General features: G+C 40.4%; 17 protein-coding genes and 1 pseudogene. All 18 read right to left on the reverse strand.

From position 1 onward, the window contains the following. Positions 1-151: 151 nt before the first annotated feature. The 18 genes and pseudogenes from H0W62_12825 to H0W62_12910 all read right to left on the reverse strand — a co-directional run bounded on the left by H0W62_12825 (position 152) and on the right by H0W62_12910 (position 21,482). On the reverse strand, positions 152-2,857 hold the full coding sequence (locus H0W62_12825; GenBank protein ID MBA3649413.1) for a T9SS type A sorting domain-containing protein: 2,706 nt from the start codon (positions 2,855-2,857) through the stop codon (positions 152-154). 176 nt (positions 2,858-3,033) lie between these two features. Further along, complete coding sequence (gene chrA / locus H0W62_12830) at positions 3,034-4,224, reverse strand: chromate efflux transporter (GenBank protein ID MBA3649414.1); 1,191 nt, start codon at positions 4,222-4,224, stop codon at positions 3,034-3,036. Continuing rightward, positions 4,224-5,177, reverse strand: coding sequence for an isopenicillin N synthase family oxygenase (locus H0W62_12835; GenBank protein MBA3649415.1), 954 nt, complete (start codon positions 5,175-5,177; stop codon positions 4,224-4,226). The genes chrA and H0W62_12835 overlap by 1 nt, the downstream gene beginning before the upstream one ends. A 115-nt stretch (positions 5,178-5,292) precedes the next feature. Beyond that, the gene (locus tag H0W62_12840) at positions 5,293-6,381 is read right to left on the reverse strand and encodes a hypothetical protein (protein MBA3649416.1); all 1,089 of its coding nucleotides are present in this window, start codon (positions 6,379-6,381) and stop codon (positions 5,293-5,295) included. Next, positions 6,374-7,153 carry an enoyl-CoA hydratase/isomerase family protein gene (locus tag H0W62_12845; protein ID MBA3649417.1) on the reverse strand — a complete coding sequence of 260 codons (780 nt, stop codon included), beginning with the start codon at positions 7,151-7,153 and terminating at the stop codon, positions 6,374-6,376. The genes H0W62_12840 and H0W62_12845 overlap by 8 nt, the downstream gene beginning before the upstream one ends. A gap of 39 nt (positions 7,154-7,192) precedes the next feature. Further along, the gene (locus H0W62_12850) at positions 7,193-7,714 is read right to left on the reverse strand and encodes a DUF420 domain-containing protein (GenBank protein ID MBA3649418.1); all 522 of its coding nucleotides are present in this window, start codon (positions 7,712-7,714) and stop codon (positions 7,193-7,195) included. Beyond that, positions 7,711-8,358, reverse strand: a complete 648-nt coding sequence (locus H0W62_12855) for an SCO family protein (protein MBA3649419.1) — start codon at positions 8,356-8,358, stop codon at positions 7,711-7,713. The genes H0W62_12850 and H0W62_12855 overlap by 4 nt, the downstream gene beginning before the upstream one ends. A 404-nt stretch (positions 8,359-8,762) precedes the next feature. Continuing rightward, the gene (locus H0W62_12860) at positions 8,763-9,080 is read right to left on the reverse strand and encodes a cytochrome C oxidase subunit IV family protein (protein MBA3649420.1); all 318 of its coding nucleotides are present in this window, start codon (positions 9,078-9,080) and stop codon (positions 8,763-8,765) included. A gap of 38 nt (positions 9,081-9,118) precedes the next feature. After that, positions 9,119-9,787 carry a cytochrome c oxidase subunit 3 gene (locus H0W62_12865; GenBank protein MBA3649421.1) on the reverse strand — a complete coding sequence of 223 codons (669 nt, stop codon included), beginning with the start codon at positions 9,785-9,787 and terminating at the stop codon, positions 9,119-9,121. Between the two features lie 10 nt (positions 9,788-9,797). Continuing rightward, on the reverse strand, positions 9,798-10,367 hold the full coding sequence (locus H0W62_12870) for a cytochrome c oxidase subunit 3 (GenBank protein MBA3649422.1): 570 nt from the start codon (positions 10,365-10,367) through the stop codon (positions 9,798-9,800). Continuing rightward, entirely contained in the window at positions 10,364-11,266 is a 903-nt protein-coding gene (cyoE, locus tag H0W62_12875) for a protoheme IX farnesyltransferase (GenBank protein ID MBA3649423.1), read from the reverse strand. Before cyoE ends, H0W62_12870 begins: the two co-directional genes overlap by 4 nt. Before the next feature lie 52 nt (positions 11,267-11,318). After that, positions 11,319-13,163: a cbb3-type cytochrome c oxidase subunit I gene (locus H0W62_12880; GenBank protein MBA3649424.1), complete on the reverse strand. Its 1,845-nt coding sequence runs from the start codon at positions 13,161-13,163 to the stop codon at positions 11,319-11,321. 54 nt (positions 13,164-13,217) lie between these two features. Beyond that, positions 13,218-14,276 carry a cytochrome c oxidase subunit II gene (locus H0W62_12885; protein ID MBA3649425.1) on the reverse strand — a complete coding sequence of 353 codons (1,059 nt, stop codon included), beginning with the start codon at positions 14,274-14,276 and terminating at the stop codon, positions 13,218-13,220. A gap of 20 nt (positions 14,277-14,296) precedes the next feature. Further along, complete coding sequence (locus H0W62_12890; GenBank protein ID MBA3649426.1) at positions 14,297-15,493, reverse strand: quinol:cytochrome C oxidoreductase; 1,197 nt, start codon at positions 15,491-15,493, stop codon at positions 14,297-14,299. Positions 15,494-15,523: 30 nt separating this feature from the next. After that, positions 15,524-16,243 carry a cytochrome c gene (locus H0W62_12895; GenBank protein MBA3649427.1) on the reverse strand — a complete coding sequence of 240 codons (720 nt, stop codon included), beginning with the start codon at positions 16,241-16,243 and terminating at the stop codon, positions 15,524-15,526. A gap of 33 nt (positions 16,244-16,276) precedes the next feature. Then, entirely contained in the window at positions 16,277-16,810 is a 534-nt protein-coding gene (locus H0W62_12900) for a DUF3341 domain-containing protein (protein ID MBA3649428.1), read from the reverse strand. A gap of 21 nt (positions 16,811-16,831) precedes the next feature. Continuing rightward, positions 16,832-18,256 carry a polysulfide reductase NrfD gene (gene nrfD, locus H0W62_12905; protein MBA3649429.1) on the reverse strand — a complete coding sequence of 475 codons (1,425 nt, stop codon included), beginning with the start codon at positions 18,254-18,256 and terminating at the stop codon, positions 16,832-16,834. Positions 18,257-18,314: 58 nt separating this feature from the next. Continuing rightward, positions 18,315-21,482 (reverse strand): annotated as a pseudogene (locus tag H0W62_12910) (TAT-variant-translocated molybdopterin oxidoreductase). Positions 21,483-21,496: the final 14 nt, after the last annotated feature.

Genomic DNA, 21,496 nt, shown 5'->3' on the forward strand with positions numbered 1-21,496 from the left:
CATCAAAAAAAGAGGCTGTATAAAACAATTACAACGCTGATGATAGAATAAAAAAGAAAAAATGATACTCGAAGACAATAAAATCTATTCCCATCCCTAAGGCAAAATCATTTTCAGGAACACCCTAGTAAACATGGATAGCAATACTCAATTACTGTATAACCACCTTTGTCCTCACTATCTGAGCACCTGAATTTATTTCAACAATGTAAGTGCCTTTTGGCCATTGGCTTACGTCAAAGGATTTTGAAACCGTGTTTGGAAACGCTGATATATTAGCTTCAGAATATATCCGGCCCTCTATGGTTGAAATTTTCACATAAGCATCCTGTGCAATATTCTTTATTTCAATTATAAAACTCTCATTGGCAGGATTTGGGTAGAGTGCATAATTTATGGAAGTTGGATTATTGATTCCAATATATTCTATAACAGTGGTAACCATGGTATCCCGCCCTGTACATCCGTTTGATCCGTTAAGTGAATAGATGATCTGATAAGGGCCACCAACACCTGCCAGCAACGGATTAAATACATTTCCATCAATACCTGGTCCGGAAAACGTACCACCCGAAGGTTCACCAAAGAGGGTATCCGGAGGGCTCTTCCGGTAATAGAATGGTTCCAATCCTGAAAGAGAAACTGTGGGAGTTGGTTTAGCATTAACGGTGATAGATATGGAAGTATCGCACTGGTTATTTATTTCAGTGGCTGTTACCAGAAAAGATATGCTGGTATTAATGGGAACTGAAATAGTATCATTTGCTCCATCAGCCGGAATCATTCCGGGCAAAATGGGTGTCCACTGATAGTTAAAGGCACCCGGTCCCAGGTTTTCAGCTACAAGCATTGTCCGTTCACCGGCACAAACATTAGCTGGATCTGCATGAGCTTTTATTTTCGAATGATAGATAACTGCAACAACCGGAGTTCTGGGGCCCGCACATCCTGACTCATTTGACTCCACCCAAAATGTAGTGGTGGACGTTAAAAAGGGTGTGGTAAAAGGGGAGCCGGATCCCAGCTTATTGCCCCCTGTTTGTGAATCGTACCAATTTAAAGTTCCTGTGCCAGTTGCCGTAAGCTGCCCCTGGCCTGCATTACAAATTGAGGCGCCAGTTGCAATGGGAGCCTCGACAATAATGACATCGATCGTAACTGAATTGGAGAAAGCAACTTCTCCACCGGAACTGCAGGTAACTTTAGTTCTATATTGCGTAGATTGATCAAGTGCAGGTGTGCTATATATATTAGACGTTGCATCAGAAATATCTATCCAGGAAATACCATCTGTTGATTGCTGCCATTGCAGGTTAACACCTTCCTGGTCTGAATATCCGGTTGCAGTAAGTGTGGCGGAATTTCCAATCCCGCATAATTGAGACACGTTTGCCTGCACAGTACCCGCCTCTGGTGTTCCAGTACAAGCCGTTTCAGAAACAAAATTAATAAGGTAGTCTTCTGTCTCACCGTATATCAGCACATCGCAAGCATCATTTTTTGTTAAAGTAGTATCATATGAACATCGAATGCGCATGCGGTGAAAACCAAGGTCTGATTTATCCGATATAGTAATGGAGCCGATAAATTTACTTGAATCGGCGGTGTCGGTAGAGTATACAAATTCCCCGGCATCATCAAAGTTTCCATTATTGTTATAATCAATCCATACCCCAAAGCCTTCGGGTTCAGGGCCTGACTGTAAGGTAATCGGGTAGATTTTACCCGGTATAACCGCAGTGGTAAAAGAATTTACAGGTGAGTAAAGCGTATAGTCAAACGCTTGTCCACTGCAGCCACTTCCAATATTGGAAAGTGTATTAAACGTGACATTATCAATATAGTCACCGGATAAACATAAATTAATAAAATCGCCCGTACAAAAAGAATTTACAACTGTAAAACCGGCCGGAGCCGTAACAGAAGGGATAATGGTGCCTGTGGTTCCTGTAAAAGTAACAGAGGTAATTTCGGCATCCAGGTAATCCCCACCGATCGCCGTGCTTGTTAAATCATATGCAAGCCAGAAATAGTTATTACCAGGCTGCAGCATCTGGGTTCCATTAATTGATCCCGATGAAACCGGCGTAGATCCGAATAATAAATTTGATGAAAAAGCAGAATCGCTGCCTGTCCAATATATCTTGGCTTTAAGCACGTCAGCTTCATAATCGGTAGTGCCATTACTATTAAAAGTAAATGAGGTAACGCTAAATGGATCTGAACTGCCTGTTGTAACTATCTTAATTCCAATTATTCTTTGGCTCTGATTGCCAGGGCCCGCTGTAAGGTTAGGAGGCTGAAAAGCGGTACAGGATAAGAGTGACATCTGTACACCAGCAGTAACAGCAACTGTGTAATCGTGAGTTTCACCGTAAGTATATAGAGCACATGGATCCATAAGCGGAACATTATATGCATCCCTTACGCGTAAACGGTGACTACCAATTGTTGCGGTTGAGGGGAGTGTAAAGCTTACAGAGTAATCCTGAAAACGGCTGACACAATGAAAGCCAGAAATAATTTGTTCAGCGGAATCAAAAATGTTATCATTATTATAATCAATCCAGGCAGTTATATAATCGCCAGGCCATCCTACACTAAAGGTCATGGTATACGTAACTCCTTGCTGCAAGGTGGTAGAAAGACTCGTATAATCTGAATAGCCCGCTTCCCCGGTGGCACAGCCAGAAGCCATCTGTTGAATGGAACCCAGGTAGAAATCATCTATGTAATCATCATCTGTACAACCCTGATCGTATAAACCCGAGGTACAATACTGAGCATTAGCATCTTTGATAAGTGGGAAGAAAAAGGCAATAACTGTAATAAATAAAGCGTAACGGGAAAATTTCATAAGTGAACAGACGTTAAAAAATAAATATGTGTATTAAAAAATAAATATTTTAAAGAAAACCCCAATTATACGAGAAAAATACCTTCGAAAAAAATTAAGCCTGATTGATATGGGACCTGTAAAGGAATGCTCAGACAACAATAATATTCATTAGTTTAATCAATAAAGCAATTACTTTACAGGTGAGCATAAATTACTCCTGCAATCAATGCGAACAGAACAAGAACAGGCACTTTGATTCTGGTAAAGTTTAATAAAAGAAAGGTAGCGATTACAACTATAATATTAATGATGTGAAATTCTACATTTGTATAAAGAATGGCAGCTGCAGAAAATATTAATCCCACCGATGCTGCATTAATTCCCTCCAGTGAGCGCCGTACGAAAAAATAGTTTTTCAGGTATTCCCATAAAGGATAAATAATAAATGCCATTAAAGCGCCCGGAAGAAATATCGCCACTATACCGATAATGCATCCCATTAATTGAAACGGCGCGCCCATACCTTTTAAAGCCATTCCTCCCGTGAATGCTGCAAAAGCAAATGATGGCCCTGGAATAGCCTGACTTATTGCTAACCCTGAGACAAATTCATCGGGAGGCATATAATGACGGTGTTTCACAAACTGCTCAAACATCATAGGAACCAGAACATTACCACCGCCAAAGGTGATGGTGCCAAACCGGAAAAAATTTTCAAATAAAATAAAGGGAAGATCTTTAGTTACCAGCGCCAGTAGCCCTACTATTATAAAAATGCAGATAAATAATCCCAATCCGAAATAGACGTGCTTCCAGTTAACAACCCCGGAATGTGTTTCTTTTACCGTTTGAGCCTTGCCGGTAATATTAGTAACTATCGCGGCACCGATCAGCACTAATGGGAAGGTCCAGGGTGTGGTAATAGATAAGGCAACAATGATTGCTAGTGACATTATTATTATCCCGGTGCGGTTCTTTATTAGCTGGACTCCCAAGCTATAACCTGCGTAAGCTATTATGCCTATAGCCATAGGCTGAATAAAAATTAAGAAGTTGGTAGGCAGATCGCGGGTTTCAAAAATAGAAAAGATCAGTACAGTAAAAGACATTATTGCTGAAGCTGGCAGAATCCATATCAATAAGGACAGAAGCGCCAGTATAAATCCACCTTTCTTCTGAGATAATACAATAATGGTTTGAGTAGAAGCCGGACCAGGCAGCATCTGGCAAAGCGCATTTACCTCAAGGAGTTCATCATCAGTAAAATACCTTCTTTTCTTTACGAGTATATTGTGCATTACTGCTAAATGACCCTGGGGCCCGCCGAATGAAGTTACAGCGACTATAAAAATGTCCTTAAGATAAATAAGGTCACGTGCCCGCATTATTTGGCTTTTTTCAAACCAATTTCAATAAGGCGTTCATCTAAATATTCGCCTGCACTGGTAGGATCATATTTGCGTGAATTTTCAAGAGAAACACAAGTGCTGAGGCAGTCAAGCCTCATTTCGCTTCTGGGATGAAGGAAAAAAGGAATAGAATAGCGGGAAGATCCCCACATTTCTTTTGGAGGATTTACTACTCTGTGAGTGGTGGACCTTAAACGGTCGTTTGTCAACCGCTGAAGCATATCTCCTACGTTTACTACAATTTGGCCTGGTAAGGCAGTAACCGGAATCCAATCATCATTCTTTGACTGAACTTCTAACCCTTCTGCCGAGGCCCCCACGAGCAAAGTAATAAGGTTGATATCTTCGTGCTGCTCTGCACGCAAAGCGGATTTAGGGTCATCAATTATTGGCGGATAGTGGATGGCGCGAAGAATACTGTTTCCATTATGGATTTTTTTATCGAAATAATTTTCAGGAAGTTCCAGATAGATGGCGATTGCATTAAGAAGATGCCTGCCGCAAATTTCGAAGCTCCGGTAAGAATTTACACCGATTTCATTAAAGCCCGGCAATTCTTCCACCCAAACATTTTCCGGATATTGTGAGGCAATCGCATCTCCATCGGAAACTATTTGTCCGAATTGCCAGAACTCCTTCAGATCGGCTACATTACTGCCTTTAGCATGTTCTTTTCCAAAAGAAGTATATCCTCTTTGTCCTGCCAAATCCGCCCGTTCATACTTCTTCTTGATATCATAAGGCAGCGAAAAAAACGCTTTCACTTCACGGTATAATTCTTCAATCAGCTTTTCGCTGATACCATGATTTTTTACAGCTACAAATCCTACTTCGTGATATGCATCACCTAATTCCTGCACAAACCTCTTTTTCCTGCTATCGCTGCCAGAAACAAATTCTGCAAGATCAACCACCGGAATTGATTCCATATTTCGCTTTTTTTAAAGTGAATAAAGTTAGCGGAATAAGTTAAAAAGTCAAATGATTTTCAGGTAGTCCGTTCTGTAGCGAAGCACAGTACATATATAAATCAACCGGCAGCATTTATTTCAGTGGTTTATATTTTGATGCTGTTAAAATTTTTTGTGCATCCTGCTCAGCCATTAACTGGTTTAATTCAATGGAAGAATTTTCTCTCATATATTTTGAAATGATACGCCACCCTAACCAGCTTCCTATATTACCCGGAGCTTCCGGCGGCATACCTGAAGTATTTGGCCCCTCACTTACATATTTTTCATATTCAAGGGCATCCTGACTGTACAATAGTTTTTTTGAAATGAAAAATTTCCAAATTTCCTTTTCATTCTCATTAAGCCATTTCAGATTACCAGCTGAAAACCCGGTAATGATTGAATCAGGTACCCCGGTCATCAGTTTTTGTTTCAGGTAAAGAATTTTTCCTTTATATAGCATCGCGTCCAGCAAAGCTTTCGACGCGTTGCTTGGTTCATAATTTCCTGTGAGAAAAACTTCTATAGCATTGGAAGCCATATATTCTGAACGGAATCTTCTTAACAAATACTGCGGGATAGGATCTGCCTCATTTTGATATAGTGGGAAATCAGGCCCCAGGTATTTATCCGTGCTGATGCAAATAAGGTCGTCCCCTATTGTAAAAGCAGGAGGTGCATTAATCACCAATGCTATTACAGGAATTTTAGCATCCGGAAAATAGTATTTATAATACTTAAATGCGGTTTGTAATTGCTTTTGTAAAAATGAAAGATCATTATATCTCCGCATCGAGGAATCATACAAAGCTTGAGAATAGGGATGCATTACATAATGGAGGATACTGTCTTTAACGTTAAGAGAAGAATTTTCATTTACCTTCCATCCGATCAGCTGTTCAAAATAAAAAGGAAACAATACCGGATATTTTATCTGAAGGGAATCAATCCTGTATTTATAGTTGGAAGTATCGATGGCAAATAAATCTTTATCGAAGCGCAGTAACTTCAGGTTGATTTGTATATTCGAAATATCAGGCTTCTGGTTTTTACAGGCAAAAAATAAGGCAGAGAAAAAAAAAGATCTAATGAGAAATGCTGTTAAAAGGTTACTGCGTCTGTTTATAAAATGAATGACTATTCTATAATTTTTTAAAATTGAAGCATTCCGACTATTCACCTTTAAATTGTGGTTTTCTTTTTTCCATAAACGCCGCTACTCCTTCTTTGTTATCAAAAGTAGAAGCTGCAATATCCTGGCAATATGCTTCATAATCGAGCATTGTATTCAAGTCTGAATGCATGGCTTTGTTCATCATCTTCTTCATTAATCCAATTGCTTTTGTCGGGGCATTTGCAAAATAATTGGTATAAAAATCTATGGCAGTATCCAACTCTTCCGCTTTTACAACTTTATTAATAATACCCAATTGAAGACCTTCAACTGCTGTCATTTTTGTTCCCATTGCAGCAACCTCGAATGCTTTTTGATACCCAATCAACCTTGGAAGGAAATAAGATGAACCTGAATCGGGTACCAATCCAATGTTTACGAATATCTCTATAAGAGATGCTTCTTCCGAAGCAATAATCATGTCGCAGGCAAGAACGATGGAGCAGCCGGCGCCTGCAGCAACTCCATTTAACCTGCAGATAACAGGTTTGGGCATATTCCGGATAGCGCGTATGATTGGGTTGTATCTCTCATGGATAGATTCAGAAAAGGTGCGATCAGGATTTGCTGTTGCTTCTTTAAGATCCTGTCCTGAACAAAAGGCTTTACCCGCTCCTGTTAATACTGCCACCCGGACTTCTTTATTTTTCTCGCATTCCTTTAAAGCATCCTGAAGCTCATAAGTAATGACATCATTGCAGGCATTGTAAACTTCAGGGCGGTTAAGGGTGATGGTAGCGATTTTATTAGAAATATTAAATAAGAGATATTTGAACATAATTTAAGTTTGAACCTCAACTTTTATTCAGTTGTACAATTAATAATACGGCGCAAGCATCAAATAAACGATCACTCCCGTTACCGCTACATATAGCCATATAGGGAATGTCCATCGCGCGATTTTTTTATGCCGGTCAAAACGAGTTTGCAGAGCGCGTGAAAGTGTAATCAGCACCAGCGGTATTATCACTGCTGCGAGTACAATGTGCGTTATGAGGATAAAAAAATAAACATTTCGTACGATTCCCTGACCACCGTACAAAGCAGGCGGCGTAAGCGCATGATAAATAACGTAGGAGATGAGAAAAAGAGAGGACAGGAAAAATGCCGCTATCATGCACATTCTATGATAGTGCACTTTTCGGTTTAGAATAAAATATAAACCTAAGATCAGTAGAATAGCCGTTGTAAAATTTAAAGAAGCATTGAGAGCAGGTAAGATGCCCAGATTTAAAGCCGGTATATTTCGATGAGGAAGAATGTAGAAAAGAGAAAATACTGCAACAGGTATGGCAATAGAAACAACAACTATTGCAATGTTGATGGATCGCTCTTTCATAGCGGCAACGTGCCCTGCAGTTCAACCAGCAGCTTTGCAATATTGTTGTTCAGCGAATCGACTCTGTCCTTTTCAAAACCATTATAAAAACCCCTTATCATTCCATTAGCATCCACTAAAACAATTCGTTCCGAATGTGCAAATTCATCACCTGCCATAGGATGGTCGTTGGCCACCACCGGGAGCTTAAAACCTTCCTCCGCCATTCTTAATACAGAATCTTTCTGACCTCGCAGAAAATACCACTTGCCATCCCTTGCTCCAAAACGCGCCGCATATTGCTTAAGGGCAGGAACGGAATCCCGCTCGGGATCAACTGAAAAGGATACTAATTTCAGCTTCTGGTTATCTGTGAAATTGGTTTCAATGTCCGACATTGTTTTTGAAAGGTTGGGGCACATACTTCCGCAATTGGTATAAATAAAGTCTGCAACGTAAATAAAACCTTTTAAGTCATCAGCAGATAAAGAATCTCCGTTTTGTGTCTGGTATTTGAAATAAGGCGTATTCCAGAATGTCTGCACCGTTTTAGCCTGATGCGGAAGCGCATCTATTTTTTGTTTATAATAGAAAAAAAAGCCTAGAGGAAATCCAAGCAATATGAGTAATGCTACGGCCCGGGAATAAAACTGTCTGTTCATCATTTATAGTTGCAAAGCTACAGCACTAAATGTGAATAGAATTATTTAAATCCTCAATAATAGAAGTACGTATCAGACAATATTTATCTTAATTTCTTTTGGCTTGATCCAAAAGAAACAAAAAATCAAGGCTGTTGAAAAACAGCAGTCCTACCCAGCCATCGCTCGGAAAAATAAAAGCCATTACAAAGTTTTTACTTAACTTATTTTTCTGCCATCAATCACACAATTTTTCCATTGCCCTACTCCAATACTTCACTCATGCTGCTGTTTTTCAAAGGCCGATCTGACATGGAAGATTACAGCGTCTAATAAATTTAAAGAAAATTCACCTGCTCTATATTAACGTGCCTGAGAAATACAATCCGTATAAAGCTGAGAAGATACAGTTAAGCAGAAACCCGTACTCAATAATGCCTCATGATATTCCAGGAATAACCTTCGGCCAGCAGGGTGAGCACTGCAAAAAATAAAAAGGTCATGGGGATCAAAATGGTGACAGCAAGGTATTTAATTTCAAACCGGAGGTGCATGAATACAGCAACTATGTAAAAAGCTTTAACACCGCTCATCAGCACATAAAAAATATTGAGGATAATTTGCGGAACGTGACCAGTTAAGCTTACCGCACAAATAATTTCTACTACTGTAACTACCAGCATGATCCAGAATGTCCTCCAGATCAGCTTCACCATGTTAAGCTCTGTCCCGTGTTCGTTACTCATAATTTATAGTTATAGTTTATTAATGTAAACCTTATTTGCTACAGCAGATAAAATGCCATAAACACAAACACCCAAACCAAGTCGACAAAGTGCCAGTACAATCCAATTTTTTCGACCATCTCATAGCTGCCCTTACGGTCATAATCTCCTTTTGTTACTTTTCCAAGAACGATGCAATTAATCGTAACTCCGGTTAATACGTGGAATCCATGGAAACCAGTGATAGTGAAAAAAAGCCACCCGAATGCCGGTGCACCAAATGGATTATGAGAAATGGTCATACCTTCAGTAATAAGGTGCGTCCATTCCCATGCCTGGCTTCCCAAAAATGTAATACCTCCAATTATCGTAAAGAACAACCATTTGGCAACTTTTTTCCTGTTTCCCTCATGGGTACCGTAGTGAACCGCCAACACCATAGTAACACTGCTCATAATAAGCGTAAATGTCATAAAGCTTACAAACATAAGTGGCAGCTTTATTCCTTCTAAAAATGGAAACGATTCAAAAACCTTATTAGGAGTGGGCCATGCATCATAACTGAATCGCAATGCCCCGTAGGTGATCAGGAAAGATGCAAATGAAAAAGAATCACCCACCAGAAAATACCACATCATCAGCTTGCCCCAGCTCACTTTAAACGGAGATCGTCCACCATTCCATACCGAGGGTTTAATTGCTGCAGTTGTATAAAGTGCTTCAGCCATTCATCAGTTTTTAAAACAGATTAATTTGAAAAAAAATAAACAAGTAAATCCATAATATGCCTACAAAATGCCAATAGGTAGCCATCATTTGCAGGTTCACCAATCTGTTAGGATTGAATGGTTTCACAAATGCTTTTATTAATGTAATGACCATAAGCACTAGTCCACCGAGCAAATGAGCGGCATGAACTCCGGAAATAACATATACAAAAGAGCCGGAAGGGTTACCATTAATATATATTCCTATCTTACCCAATTGCAACCATCCTGCGTACTGGCCTATTAAAAAAAGGCATCCTAATAAGAAGGTAATACTTAACCAGGTCCGGTAGGCGGATTCTTTATACCGGGTGAAAGCTTTTATCGCTTGTCGTAATGTGAAACTGCTGGCAATTATAATAGCGGTATCGAGCCAGAATATTACGGGCATTTTAAAATCAGTCCAGTTGCCCTGTGCCTTCCGGACAATGTAAGCACTCGTTAATGCAGCAAAGAGCATTACAATACTCGCAATGCCGAGCCATAATCCAAATTTCAGAGGATGAAAACGGTTGGTCTCTTTTATGGTCGCGCTATTCATATTCTGTCAAAATAAAGAGCCAGCAATACAACAGGCAAATAAAAAAATGAACCAAACATTAAACGCTTAGCAGATTCAATAGTGCCACTCCTTAAGAGCTCAATGCTCTGCAAAAGGAAAATAATTCCGCAGGCAAAAACCAGCAATGCAGAAATAATTCCGGAATAACCCATATAGGCGGGAAACAAGCTCATAGGAATAAGCGCTATGATATAAAAAACAATCTGGATGGCGCTGAATTTATTCCTTCCTTGTTTTGAAGGAAGTAGTTTATATCCTGCCTTCAGATAATCATCCCAGCCCACCCAAGCGATTGCCCAGAAATGCGGGAACTGCCATACAAATTGAATTCCAAACAAGATAAAGGCAACAGGAGCCCAATGGTTCACTGCTGCTACAAACCCGATTAATGGCGGGAGCGCACCTGGTAAGGCACCCACAAATACTGCGACAGGGGAAAACCTTTTTAAAGGAGTGTATATAAAAGCATATATCAGAAGAGCAAGTGCGCTTAGCAGTGCGCTCATTTGATTGAAGTATATCCAAAAGATTGATATACCTGCAACCCCTAAAATTCCAGCTACCAGCAAAGCCTCAGCTACTGACATACGATCTGTAGGAAGCGGGCGATTTGCTGTTCGCTTCATTAACCGGTCAAAGTCTTTTTCAATCACCTGGTTTAAAACATTGGAGGAGGCAGTAGTAAAAAAACCTGCCAAACATAACAATATGAGCTGACCCCATTCTATCTCTCCCTGAATAGCCATAAGGTATCCGATAACAGATGAAAAGACGACTAAAAGAGCAAGGCGAAGCTTTACCAGCTGAGCATAATCCCTAACCTTAAATGAAATTGATGCACTAAAAGTGTTAGGTAAGGTTCTTACTTCAGTTATCATTTTCTCTCTGATCTTTAATCCTTAAGTTTTGTTAACCCAAACAAAAATATTGTTAATGCATTCCTGTTTCCCCTTCCCGCAGAGGTACATTTTGGGGAATAAATTCATCTCCATTCTTACTGTAATCATACGGCCAGCGATATACCGATGGAATCTCGCCTGCCCAATTGCCATGTCCCGGATTTATAGGAGTGGTCCATTCAAGCGTATTAGACTGCCAGGGATTTGCCTCTTTCACTATCCTGCCTTTAAAAATGCTGAAGAAGAAATTCAAAAGAAACAGGATTTGACCGAAGAATACCATCATTGCGGCAATAGTAATAAACTCATTTAAGGATCCGAACATATTAAAATTTTGGAACGCATCGAACGAATAATAGCGGCGGGGCACACCTGCAAGACCCATATAGTGCATGGGCCAAAAAATCATATATGCACCTACTATGGTAATCCAGAAATGAATATACCCTAACGTATTGTTCATGAACCTTCCAAACATTTTAGGAAACCAGTGATATACTCCAGCCAGCATTCCAAAAAAAGCCGAAACTCCCATCACAATATGAAAGTGAGCTATAACGAAATATGTATCGTGCAATTCAATATCAATGGCTGAATTACCCAGAAAAATTCCAGTTAATCCCCCTGAAATAAACATGGATACAAACCCGATGGCAAAAAGCATGGCAGGCGTAAAGCGGATATTTCCCCTCCATATAGTTGCAATCCAATTAAAAACTTTAATAGCAGAAGGGACCGCAACCAAAAGGGTAAGAAATACAAATACAGAAGCAACAAAAGGATTTAATCCGGTCACGAACATATGATGGGCCCACACTACAAATGCAATAACCGCAATTGCCAAGAGGGAAAGAATCATCGCACGATACCCAAAGATGGGTTTACGTGCATTCGTAGCAAGCACTTCAGAAACGATACCGAAGGCAGGCAGAATAATGATATAAACTTCCGGATGACCGAGAAACCAAAAAAGATGCTGGTAAAGTATAGCGTTTCCGCCACTATGCGGCAATGCATGACCATTTATAAAAATATTATCCAGATAAAAGCTGGTACCGATAGTTCTGTCAAACATAAGTAAAATGGCTGCTCCCAATAACACAGGAAAAGAGAGTAAGCCAAGGATAGCAGTAATTAGAAGTGCCCAAATAGTAAGCGGCATTTTGGCCATGGACATTCCACGGGTGCGCAGATTTAATACCGTGGTGATATAATTTAAGCCTCCTAGCAAGCTCGAAAAAATAAACAGAGCCATTCCCACAATCCAGAAATCCATGCCTGCGCCACCGCCTGGTGCTGCTTCCCGGATGCCACTGAGAGGAGGATAAGCTGTCCAACCAACATCGGATGCGCCTTCCGGCAGAAAAAACGAGCTAAGCATTACTACACTTGCCAAAAAGAAAAACCAGTAAGAAAGCATGTTAAGAAACGGAGATGCCATATCCCTTGCCCCTATCTGAAGCGGGATTAAAAAATTAGCAAATGTTCCGCTTAAGCCGGCTGTAAGTACAAAGAAAACGAGTATGGTTCCATGCATCGTTATCAGCATGTAATAGAATTCGGGGCTGATGATTCCACCCGGAGCCCATTTACCAAAAAGTGTTTCCAGGATTGGAAATGATTGATTTGGAAATCCCAGCTGCAATCGAAAAATTACCGACAGCAAACCGCCGATGAAAGCCCATATGATCCCAGTAATTAAAAATTGTTTCGCTATCGTTTTATGATCCTGACTAAAAACATATTTGGTTATAAAGCTTTCTTTATGATGCTCCGGACCATGACCGTTCTCATGAATTTCTCCAAGCGAATCCTGGTGATGCACCGAATCTCCCGTAAAAACCGGATGGGAGGGATTAAGAACTTCGTTACTCATTGACTATTCTTTTCATTAAGTTAAGAAAAACTTCTCACGCCGAAAAATGAGTTTTCATTTTGATTTTGGTTGCTTTATTGCAAGTACTGAAGAATTAGTTCCGGCAGAGCTTAACATAGTGAACTTCTTTTCTGTTTCCGTTCCCTTTATTGCTGAATCGTAGAAGGAAGGTTGAGATGCTGCCCATTTATTATATTCTTCCTGTGTTTCTACCACTACGTTCATCTTCATTGAAAAATGCCCTTTGCCGCACAGCTGATCACAAGCTATTTCGTAGTTAAAATCAGGATTACCATTTTTAAATCTCATATCAACTGTTGTTGTGATCGGAACAAACCAAAACCGCGTTGTAATGCCCGGTACAGCATCCATTTTTACCCTGAAATATGGAATACCAACATCATGAATCACATCACGTGACCTTATACGAAGCAATACGGGTTTATTCACTACAAGATGCATTTCATTCGGCATGAAATCATCTTTGCTGGCAGGATCGGTAAAATCCATGCCTACAACATTAATATCGTCTACATATTTGAATTCATTGTTTCCCAATTTGCCATCCTGACCAGGATACCGAAGCATCCAGTTAAACTGCCTGCCGGTAATTTCTATTACGCTGGAATCTTTTGGCTCAGGTCCTGTAATTTGAAACCAGCGATACAATCCTATTACCACAAGCGTAGTAAGCACTATAGCTGGTATAATTGTCCACCACATCTCCAGCTTGTTATTTTCCGGATAATAATATGCCTTCGCACCTTCACGGTGCTTGAACCTCCATGCAAAATAGAAAAGCGCAATTTGAGTAAGAACGAAAACAATGGCAGTGAAAAATAAAGTGACATTAAACATACTGTCGATCCATTGCCCATGCATGGATGCAGCGTTCAGCACCATATCCTTCCTGAAATATCCCACAGACCAGAACATGGCTGCTAATCCCAAAATGAGAAAAAGTAAAAAAAACCTCGCATGAATACGATCCGATTCCAGCCTGGTCTTTTCATCTCCCTTTAATATAGATACAAACTCTGTTGTTTTCGCCAGCTGGAATAAAACCAGTGCAAACAATACCACAGCTACAATCAGAAGAACCGTTGAATTCATATATAATTAATTCAAAACTATTAAGTTGTATGATGTAAACTTTCTCCTAAAAAAGGATGGTGGCGCGCTACTAATGGTGCTCTTGAAAGATTTGTAAAAACAACATAAATAAATAACCCCGCAAAAAACAAAGGGGCTAAAAGCTCCATAATTCCAATTCCGGCCTTATCCCCTAATGAAGACGGCATCACCATCAAATAAAAATCTAAAAAATGGCCAATAATTATTATCCATGATGCAATTATAAGCCAGGTCATTTTCCTTTTAGCATCCCTGCTCATCAATATCAAAAACGGAGCACAAAAGTTTAAAATAAAATTAGTGTAAAAAAGCCCCATGACATGATCATAACGCTGACGGAAATATTCCGTTTCTTCAGGAATATTCGCATACCAGATAAGCATGAACTGGTCGAAAATGAGATAGGTCCAGAAAATGCTGAATGCAAACATTAATTTTCCAAGATCATGGAGGTGATTTTCGTTTACAATGCTCAGATATCCTTTGCGCTTAAGGTATACCACTATAAGAGTAATAACTGCAATTGCCGTTACCCAAAAACTGCTGAAAGAATACCATCCATACATGGTGCTGTACCAATGCACATCCAGCGACATGATCCAATCCCACGCAGTAACCAGAATATACACCGCAAAGAATACCAAAAAGACCGATGCCCATTTTAAATTATTCCGGTAGTGAGTAAGCCCGCCGTCAATATCCTCTTTAAGAGAGTTTTTTCTCATTAAAAACATCAGTGCAGTAAGTATGCCTACAAAGAAAAAAAAGCGAATGAAAAAGAAAGGAAGATTGAGATAACCTGTTTTTCCTGCTATAATGGGGTCATGGGCAACCACGTTAGGATCTGTCCATTCGTATAAATGAGAACATCCGGTTGCCAGCACAAGTAATAATATAACTGCAGAAAAAGGAAGGAACATTCCGGCAGCTTCCGGAACCCGTTTTAACGCCACACTCCAGCCACCATATGCTACATAGATAGCTGCCTGAAAGAATGCACAGCCCATAGTTAGCCCCTGAAAAAAAATCGCATCCAGCAATAGGTTTGCCCAAAACCGTTTTCCGTTATCATCTCCCTGGTACATCAAATAGCCGGTTATCATGCCAATAAGTCCTGCAATGATCAAAGCAAAACTTATTGTTTTTAATCGGGCCGGGAAAATAAATTTTTCATCCAGGTTCAGTTCGAGATTCATTACTTCATTCCTAATTTAAAAAGTTAAGTGTTATTTCTTTTTAGTACTGTCTTTTACAGATGAACCGTTCTTTGTTGCCGGTGAACTTGCACTCTTGTTTTTAGTTGTATCTCCCGAAGCTGCAAGAGTTCCTCCGGTAGTTTTTATACTATCGGCATAATGCTCCTGCATAGATCTTACATAATAAACCACTTTCCAGATTTGATTCTGATCAAGAGATTTTGAATAAGCACCCATAAGATTCTTTCCATAGTGTACGCTGTAATATTCTTTTCCTTCGGGAAGATTAATATGGGCTTCATCATAATAAGAAGGCGGATTGGGGAAAGGATTTTTCAATTGTGTATTCACCGCAGTAATTGATCCCTCACCATTTCCTTTTAGCCCATGGCAAACTGCGCAATAAATACTGAACAGGCGCTGACCTTCCACCCGGTCGGTTTGCGTAAATCCGTCAGGAAAGTGCAGGTAGTTTCCTGCTGAATCATAACCGGTAGGCTGCGGACTATAATGAAAAGGCATGTAAATGCCTCTTGGAATTGTTCCGCTCACAGGTATCCGGGCATTTGAACTATCAGGAAAATTAGGATTTGGTGCGTAGGTTTCAAATGCCGAGGAGTGCGTCATATCGGGCATATATTCCCAGCCAGGGCTGCTTTTGGAATAATAGCAGGAAGATTGGACACCAATAAAAATGATTAGAACCATTCCTGCTATTAAAATATTTTTATTCAAATACCCTCTTTTCATCCGATCTGTTTATTACAAGGCTTCATTAATTTATTAATAGTGCTTATTCATTTCCCTTAATTTCATTTCCACCGCACCGCTTTCCTGGAGCAACTGATACATGCGTCCTTTTTCTTCTTCGGATGTTTGTTCCGTTATTCTAAAAACAATTCCAAAAAGATGGCTGGTTGTTCGGGGATCAAGCGGTTCGCGGAATCTGCCCGGATATAAATGACACAGCACAAGGAATGCTAAAAACATGCTTATTGATGCTGAAAGAACCGTAAACTCAAATATAATTGGTATAAAAGCAGGGAATGAAAAATGTGGCTTACCACCAAATACCAGGGGCCAGTTGACGGTAAAAACCCACGTCATGAAAGATAGCGCAATAGTAGTCCCGGTCATCCCTACAAAAAATCCTCCTATGTGCAGCCTGGATTCACGCAGTCCTAATTTTTGTTCAAGACCGTGTACAGCAAAAGGCGTAACTACATCGTGGATCTTTATTCCATTGCCTTTAACTTTATCAACGGCATTTAACAGTACCTGCTCATCATCATATAATGCTAAAAGATATTGCTTCATCTTTTCTGTTTCACTGAGATATTAAATGGTTTGAGGCATGACCTCCATAGGCCTGTCCTCATGAAAAGTTGGCTCTAACTGGTTTTTCTTATGCATTTCTCCCGATATCTTTAGTATCGCTTTAACCTCCGCCATGGCAATTACAGGCATTGTTTTAGCAAAAACCAGGAATGCTGTAAAAAATAGTCCGAGAGTTCCTAAATAGATGCTGATCTCGATCCAGGTGGGTGAATACATGGCCCAGGAGGAAGGAATATAATCGCGGTGTAATGAAGTTACAATAATCACAAATCTTTCGAACCACATTCCGCAATTAATTACAATAGACATAAAAAAAGTAAACCACACATTTCTCCTTAATTTTCTTATCCAGAAGAGCTGGGGCGAAATCACATTACACGTCATCATGGACCAATAAGCCCACCAATAAGGCCCTAATGCCCTGTTTGCAAAAGCATATTGCTCATAGGGATTTTGTGAATACCATGCAGTAAATAATTCAGTGAGATAAGCACAGCCCACAATAGACCCCGTGAGAACAATGATTTTATTCATCGACTCAATGTGATCGAGCGTAATGTATTCCTGAAGATTCAGCACCTTACGGGTAATCACCATCAGTGTTAATACCATTGCGAAGCCCGAGAAAATAGCACCTGCCACGAAGTAAGGAGGAAAGATGGTAGTATGCCAGCCGGGAATCACAGAAGTTGCGAAGTCGAAGGATACTATGGTATGAACGGAGAGCACAAGAGGTGTTGAGATACCGGCCAAAACCAGGGAAAGCGCCTCATGCCGCTGCCAGTGTTTTGCGGATCCTACCCAGCCAAAGGATAAAACGCTGTAAGAGAACTTTGCAATTTTCGATTTAGCCCGGTCCCGTATGGTAGCTATATCAGGAATCAACCCTGAGTACCAGAATAGCAGGGATACGGTGAAATAGGTAGAAATGGCGAATACATCCCACATAAGCGGAGAATTAAAATTTGGCCAAACAGGTCCGCGGGTATTGGGATATGGTAAATTAAAGAAAGCAAGCCAAACGCGGCCCATGTGTATTACCGGAAATATAGCAGCGCAGATAACCGCGAAGATGGTCATTGCTTCTGCTGAACGGTTAACGCCGGTACGCCATTTTTGCCTGAACAATAATAATATTGCAGAGATAAGTGTTCCGGCATGCCCGATACCGATCCACCATACAAAATTGGTAATGTCCCATCCCCATCCAATCGTTCTGTTCAGGTTCCAGGCACCGATACCAAACCATACCGTCCAGGCTAACGCAAAAAATCCCCACAACATTACAGCTGCCGTGATGGATGTTACAATCCACCATAAACGACGCGGCTTCATTTCAACTGCAGCCACAATATCTTCTGTTATCTTCAGATAGTTTTTATCTCCCTGAATCAATGGCGGTCTGATAGATGATTCTGAATGCATGAAATTTATTTTGCCGCTAAAAAATTTTTAAAAATTCCGCTGTTGATGATAAATAAAACTATGCATTTATATTCTCACTCTTATTCCGGACTTTCCTCATATAAGCAATCGATGGCCGGGTATTTATATCAGCCAGTACATAATAAGCCCGCGCATCGTCATGCATTTTCCAAACTTCTGTATTATGGTCGTTGATGTTTCCAAATACTATTGCATCCGCGGGGCAGGCAGCCTGACAGGCTGTAACAATATCTCCGTCCTTTAAAGGACGGTCTTCTTTTTTCGCGCTTAGTTTACCATCCTGAATGCGCTGCACACAAAATGTACACTTTTCCATAACACCGCGTGACCTGACCGTAACGTCCGGATTTAATACCATTCGCGTCATAGCGTCCGTAACTTGTGGGTTTTGAATTCCATAGGTTGGCATATTCCACGGCTCATTCCAGGGGAAAACATCTGCACCGGTATAATCAAGCCAATTAAAACGTCTTACTTTATAGGGACAGTTATTTGCACAATACCTGGTACCGATACAGCGGTTATATGCCATCTGATTCAATCCTTCCGAACTATGGTTAGTTGCAGAAACAGGGCAAACATTTTCACAGGGCGCGTTTGCACAATGCTGGCAAAGCATAGGCTGAAAGGTTACCTGCACATCCTGGTAATCGGGTATTTCATCGTACTTTTTCTCTTCTGTAATCAAGCCCTGCGCGCTTGGAAAAGAATAATAACGGTCAATACGCAACCAGGCCATTTCGTGCACTCTCCGGACTTCAGTCTTTCCCACTACAGGAATATTATTTTCTGACTGGCAAGCTACGGCGCAAGTACCGCAACCTATACAGGAGTTTAAATCTATTGACATCGCCCACCGGGCACCGGGAAATTTCTGTGTCGGGTAAAGAGTTTCTCCCCACAATTTCTTTAATTCATCATGTTCATCCTTACCTTCATCGGGATTTTTCTGATACTCTGTAATGGTTCTTTCCTGGATCACATCCCGCCCTTCGAAACTGAAATGAGTCTGAGTCATTGCCAGATCCGACCTTTTACCTGTTTTGGAAACACTTACATTGGAAAGGTTATAGATACAGGTTTCCCCATTAGAAGTAACCAGTGAAAATGCGTTTTGACCGATTCCATTTCCGGAACGGCCGGCCCTGGTTCTGCCATATCCTAAGGCTAAAGAAAATGAATTATCACATTGACCGGGAGCAATATAAACAGGGACTTCAACCGACTTATTACCTGCTGTTACCTTAACAATATCAGTATTATGCTCCACCATGTCCATACTGAGCCCGTTATCTTTTGCGTACTTTGGAGAAACACACAGATAATTATCCCATACAATTTTTGACACAGGATCCGGAAGCTCCTGTAACCATGGGTTATTCGCATATCTTCCATTACCTGCACCCACTTTCTCATACAAAACTAGTTCCATACCCCGTGAACCTGCAGATTGAGAAAGCGCTGTTGCGGACTGATTTACGTCTATGGCGGAAACTGAAGTTGTTTTATCTCCATAACCTGGTGACGCAGAAGAAGCACTTATTTCAATGACTCCTTCTTTTACACAGTTATCCCAAAAAGTTTGGAAATCACTGTACATTGATTGGTTAGGATATACCGTTTTTTCCCAATTTTTCCGAATGTAAGTATAATAATCATCGGTGTTTCCCATCCATCTCATTAAAGAATCCTGAGCCTGGCGTGTTTTAAATAGTGGCCAGATAGTGGGCTGACACATGGTAAACAATCCCGAACGGGGCTCCGCATCATTCCAGCTTTCCAGGTAATGATGATCGGGACAATGGTATCTGCAATTTACCGTAGTTTCATCTGTACGGTCATTTAATGAAATGGTGGTTTCTACTTTCTTCATTGCTTCAGCAAAACCACTACCATCCATATAATCATACACTGGATTGGCACCATAAACAATTAAAGCATTAACAGCACCTCTATTCATTTCATCCAATAGCTCCATGAACCCTTTATCATCAGACTGATGGATATTGGAATAATGATTTAGATTTATTGTAGTACCATAGTTACCGAGTAAATTGTTGATTGCATTAATGGTTACCTGAACATTAACATCATTTGATCCGGATACTACCAGTGATTTTCCCTTGTTTGCTGCAAGATCCATAGCTGCCTGAGTAAGCAATTTGTCCGCTTTGGCATTTAAGGGAGCTACAGCAACAGATCCACCATTCATCATCCCGGCCAGCTTATCATATAGAGTAAGAACTGCTAAATTTTCTTCTGAGGGTTTAACAGCTATCCGCTTATCAGCATTTGAACCCGTAATGGAAAGGCGCGATTCCACCTGATAATGACGTGACATTTCTGTTTTGGCAGGAGAGACCTTTCTGTTTTGTACATATTGCCTGGCATATTCAATTGGAGAAAGCCAGGTGCCTAAAAAATCAGCGCCAAAAGAAACAATAACATTTGCCTGATCAAAGTGATAACCCGGAATTATACGCTTGCCAAAGTTTTTTTCATTTGCAACTGAAATAGCTGCGTAGGAAATAGGATCATATACAATATGCTTCGTAGTTGGGTAAATTTCCGTAAAGTCGTTTATTAACTGACGGGTCGATGGACTTAACAGACTGGGAGTAAGCAGCCTTATATTTCCATTACTGCCTTTACTTTTTTGCAACTTTTCCCGTATTTCTGAATCAACAACTTCCCACGTGGCTTTTTTACCGGTTACTGTTGGTTGCTGCGGGCGGGACATATCGTACAGTGACAATATGGATGCCTGTGTTCTGGCATTAGTACCACCGAAAAAAAAGCGATTCGCTGAATCATCGGCAATATGCTTTGAAGTAAGCGGTTCTATTTTTATGGGACGGCCATCCCGGACTTTCACTAAAACAGGACAATAATCGTTACCATCTATAAAAGAAGAAGCATAGTAATTTGCTACTCCAGGCACAATTTCCTCTGGCTTAATTACATAGGGAATGGCCCTGTTAACAGGAATACGGCAACTTGCCGCAAGGGTAGCTGCCGATAGACTGAAACCCAAATACTTTAAAAAATCACGCCGGCTGGTGGGAGCGTTGGCTATAGACGAAACGGAACTAAAAAGTTCTTCCGGCAATTCTTCCACAAATTCTTTATCCTGCTCATTCAGAAATTCCGGATCTTCATGCAATTCTTCAAGTCCTTTCCAATACTCTTTTTGTTCCATTCAAATTGATTTACACTTCA

The sequence above is a fragment of the Chitinophagales bacterium genome (genome assembly GCA_013816805.1).
In the GTDB taxonomy this organism is placed as follows: domain Bacteria; phylum Bacteroidota; class Bacteroidia; order Chitinophagales; family UBA10324; genus MGR-bin340.

Excerpts from the sequence above, each read along its gene's own strand:
- H0W62_12825 (MBA3649413.1), bottom strand. The coding sequence starts at position 2,857 with ATGAAATTTTCCCGTTACGCTTTATTTATTACAGTTATTGCCTTTTTC.
- chrA (MBA3649414.1), bottom strand. The coding sequence starts at position 4,224 with ATGCGGGCACGTGACCTTATTTATCTTAAGGACATTTTTATAGTCGCT.
- H0W62_12835 (MBA3649415.1), bottom strand. The coding sequence starts at position 5,177 with ATGGAATCAATTCCGGTGGTTGATCTTGCAGAATTTGTTTCTGGCAGC.
- H0W62_12845 (MBA3649417.1), bottom strand. The coding sequence starts at position 7,153 with ATGTTCAAATATCTCTTATTTAATATTTCTAATAAAATCGCTACCATC.
- H0W62_12850 (MBA3649418.1), bottom strand. The coding sequence starts at position 7,714 with ATGAAAGAGCGATCCATCAACATTGCAATAGTTGTTGTTTCTATTGCC.
- H0W62_12855 (MBA3649419.1), bottom strand. The coding sequence starts at position 8,358 with ATGATGAACAGACAGTTTTATTCCCGGGCCGTAGCATTACTCATATTG.
- H0W62_12860 (MBA3649420.1), bottom strand. The coding sequence starts at position 9,080 with ATGAGTAACGAACACGGGACAGAGCTTAACATGGTGAAGCTGATCTGG.
- H0W62_12865 (MBA3649421.1), bottom strand. The coding sequence starts at position 9,787 with ATGGCTGAAGCACTTTATACAACTGCAGCAATTAAACCCTCGGTATGG.
- H0W62_12870 (MBA3649422.1), bottom strand. The coding sequence starts at position 10,367 with ATGAATAGCGCGACCATAAAAGAGACCAACCGTTTTCATCCTCTGAAA.
- cyoE (MBA3649423.1), bottom strand. The coding sequence starts at position 11,266 with ATGATAACTGAAGTAAGAACCTTACCTAACACTTTTAGTGCATCAATT.
- H0W62_12880 (MBA3649424.1), bottom strand. The coding sequence starts at position 13,163 with ATGAGTAACGAAGTTCTTAATCCCTCCCATCCGGTTTTTACGGGAGAT.
- H0W62_12885 (MBA3649425.1), bottom strand. The coding sequence starts at position 14,276 with ATGAATTCAACGGTTCTTCTGATTGTAGCTGTGGTATTGTTTGCACTG.
- H0W62_12890 (MBA3649426.1), bottom strand. The coding sequence starts at position 15,493 with ATGAATCTCGAACTGAACCTGGATGAAAAATTTATTTTCCCGGCCCGA.
- H0W62_12895 (MBA3649427.1), bottom strand. The coding sequence starts at position 16,243 with ATGAAAAGAGGGTATTTGAATAAAAATATTTTAATAGCAGGAATGGTT.
- H0W62_12900 (MBA3649428.1), bottom strand. The coding sequence starts at position 16,810 with ATGAAGCAATATCTTTTAGCATTATATGATGATGAGCAGGTACTGTTA.
- nrfD (MBA3649429.1), bottom strand. The coding sequence starts at position 18,256 with ATGCATTCAGAATCATCTATCAGACCGCCATTGATTCAGGGAGATAAA.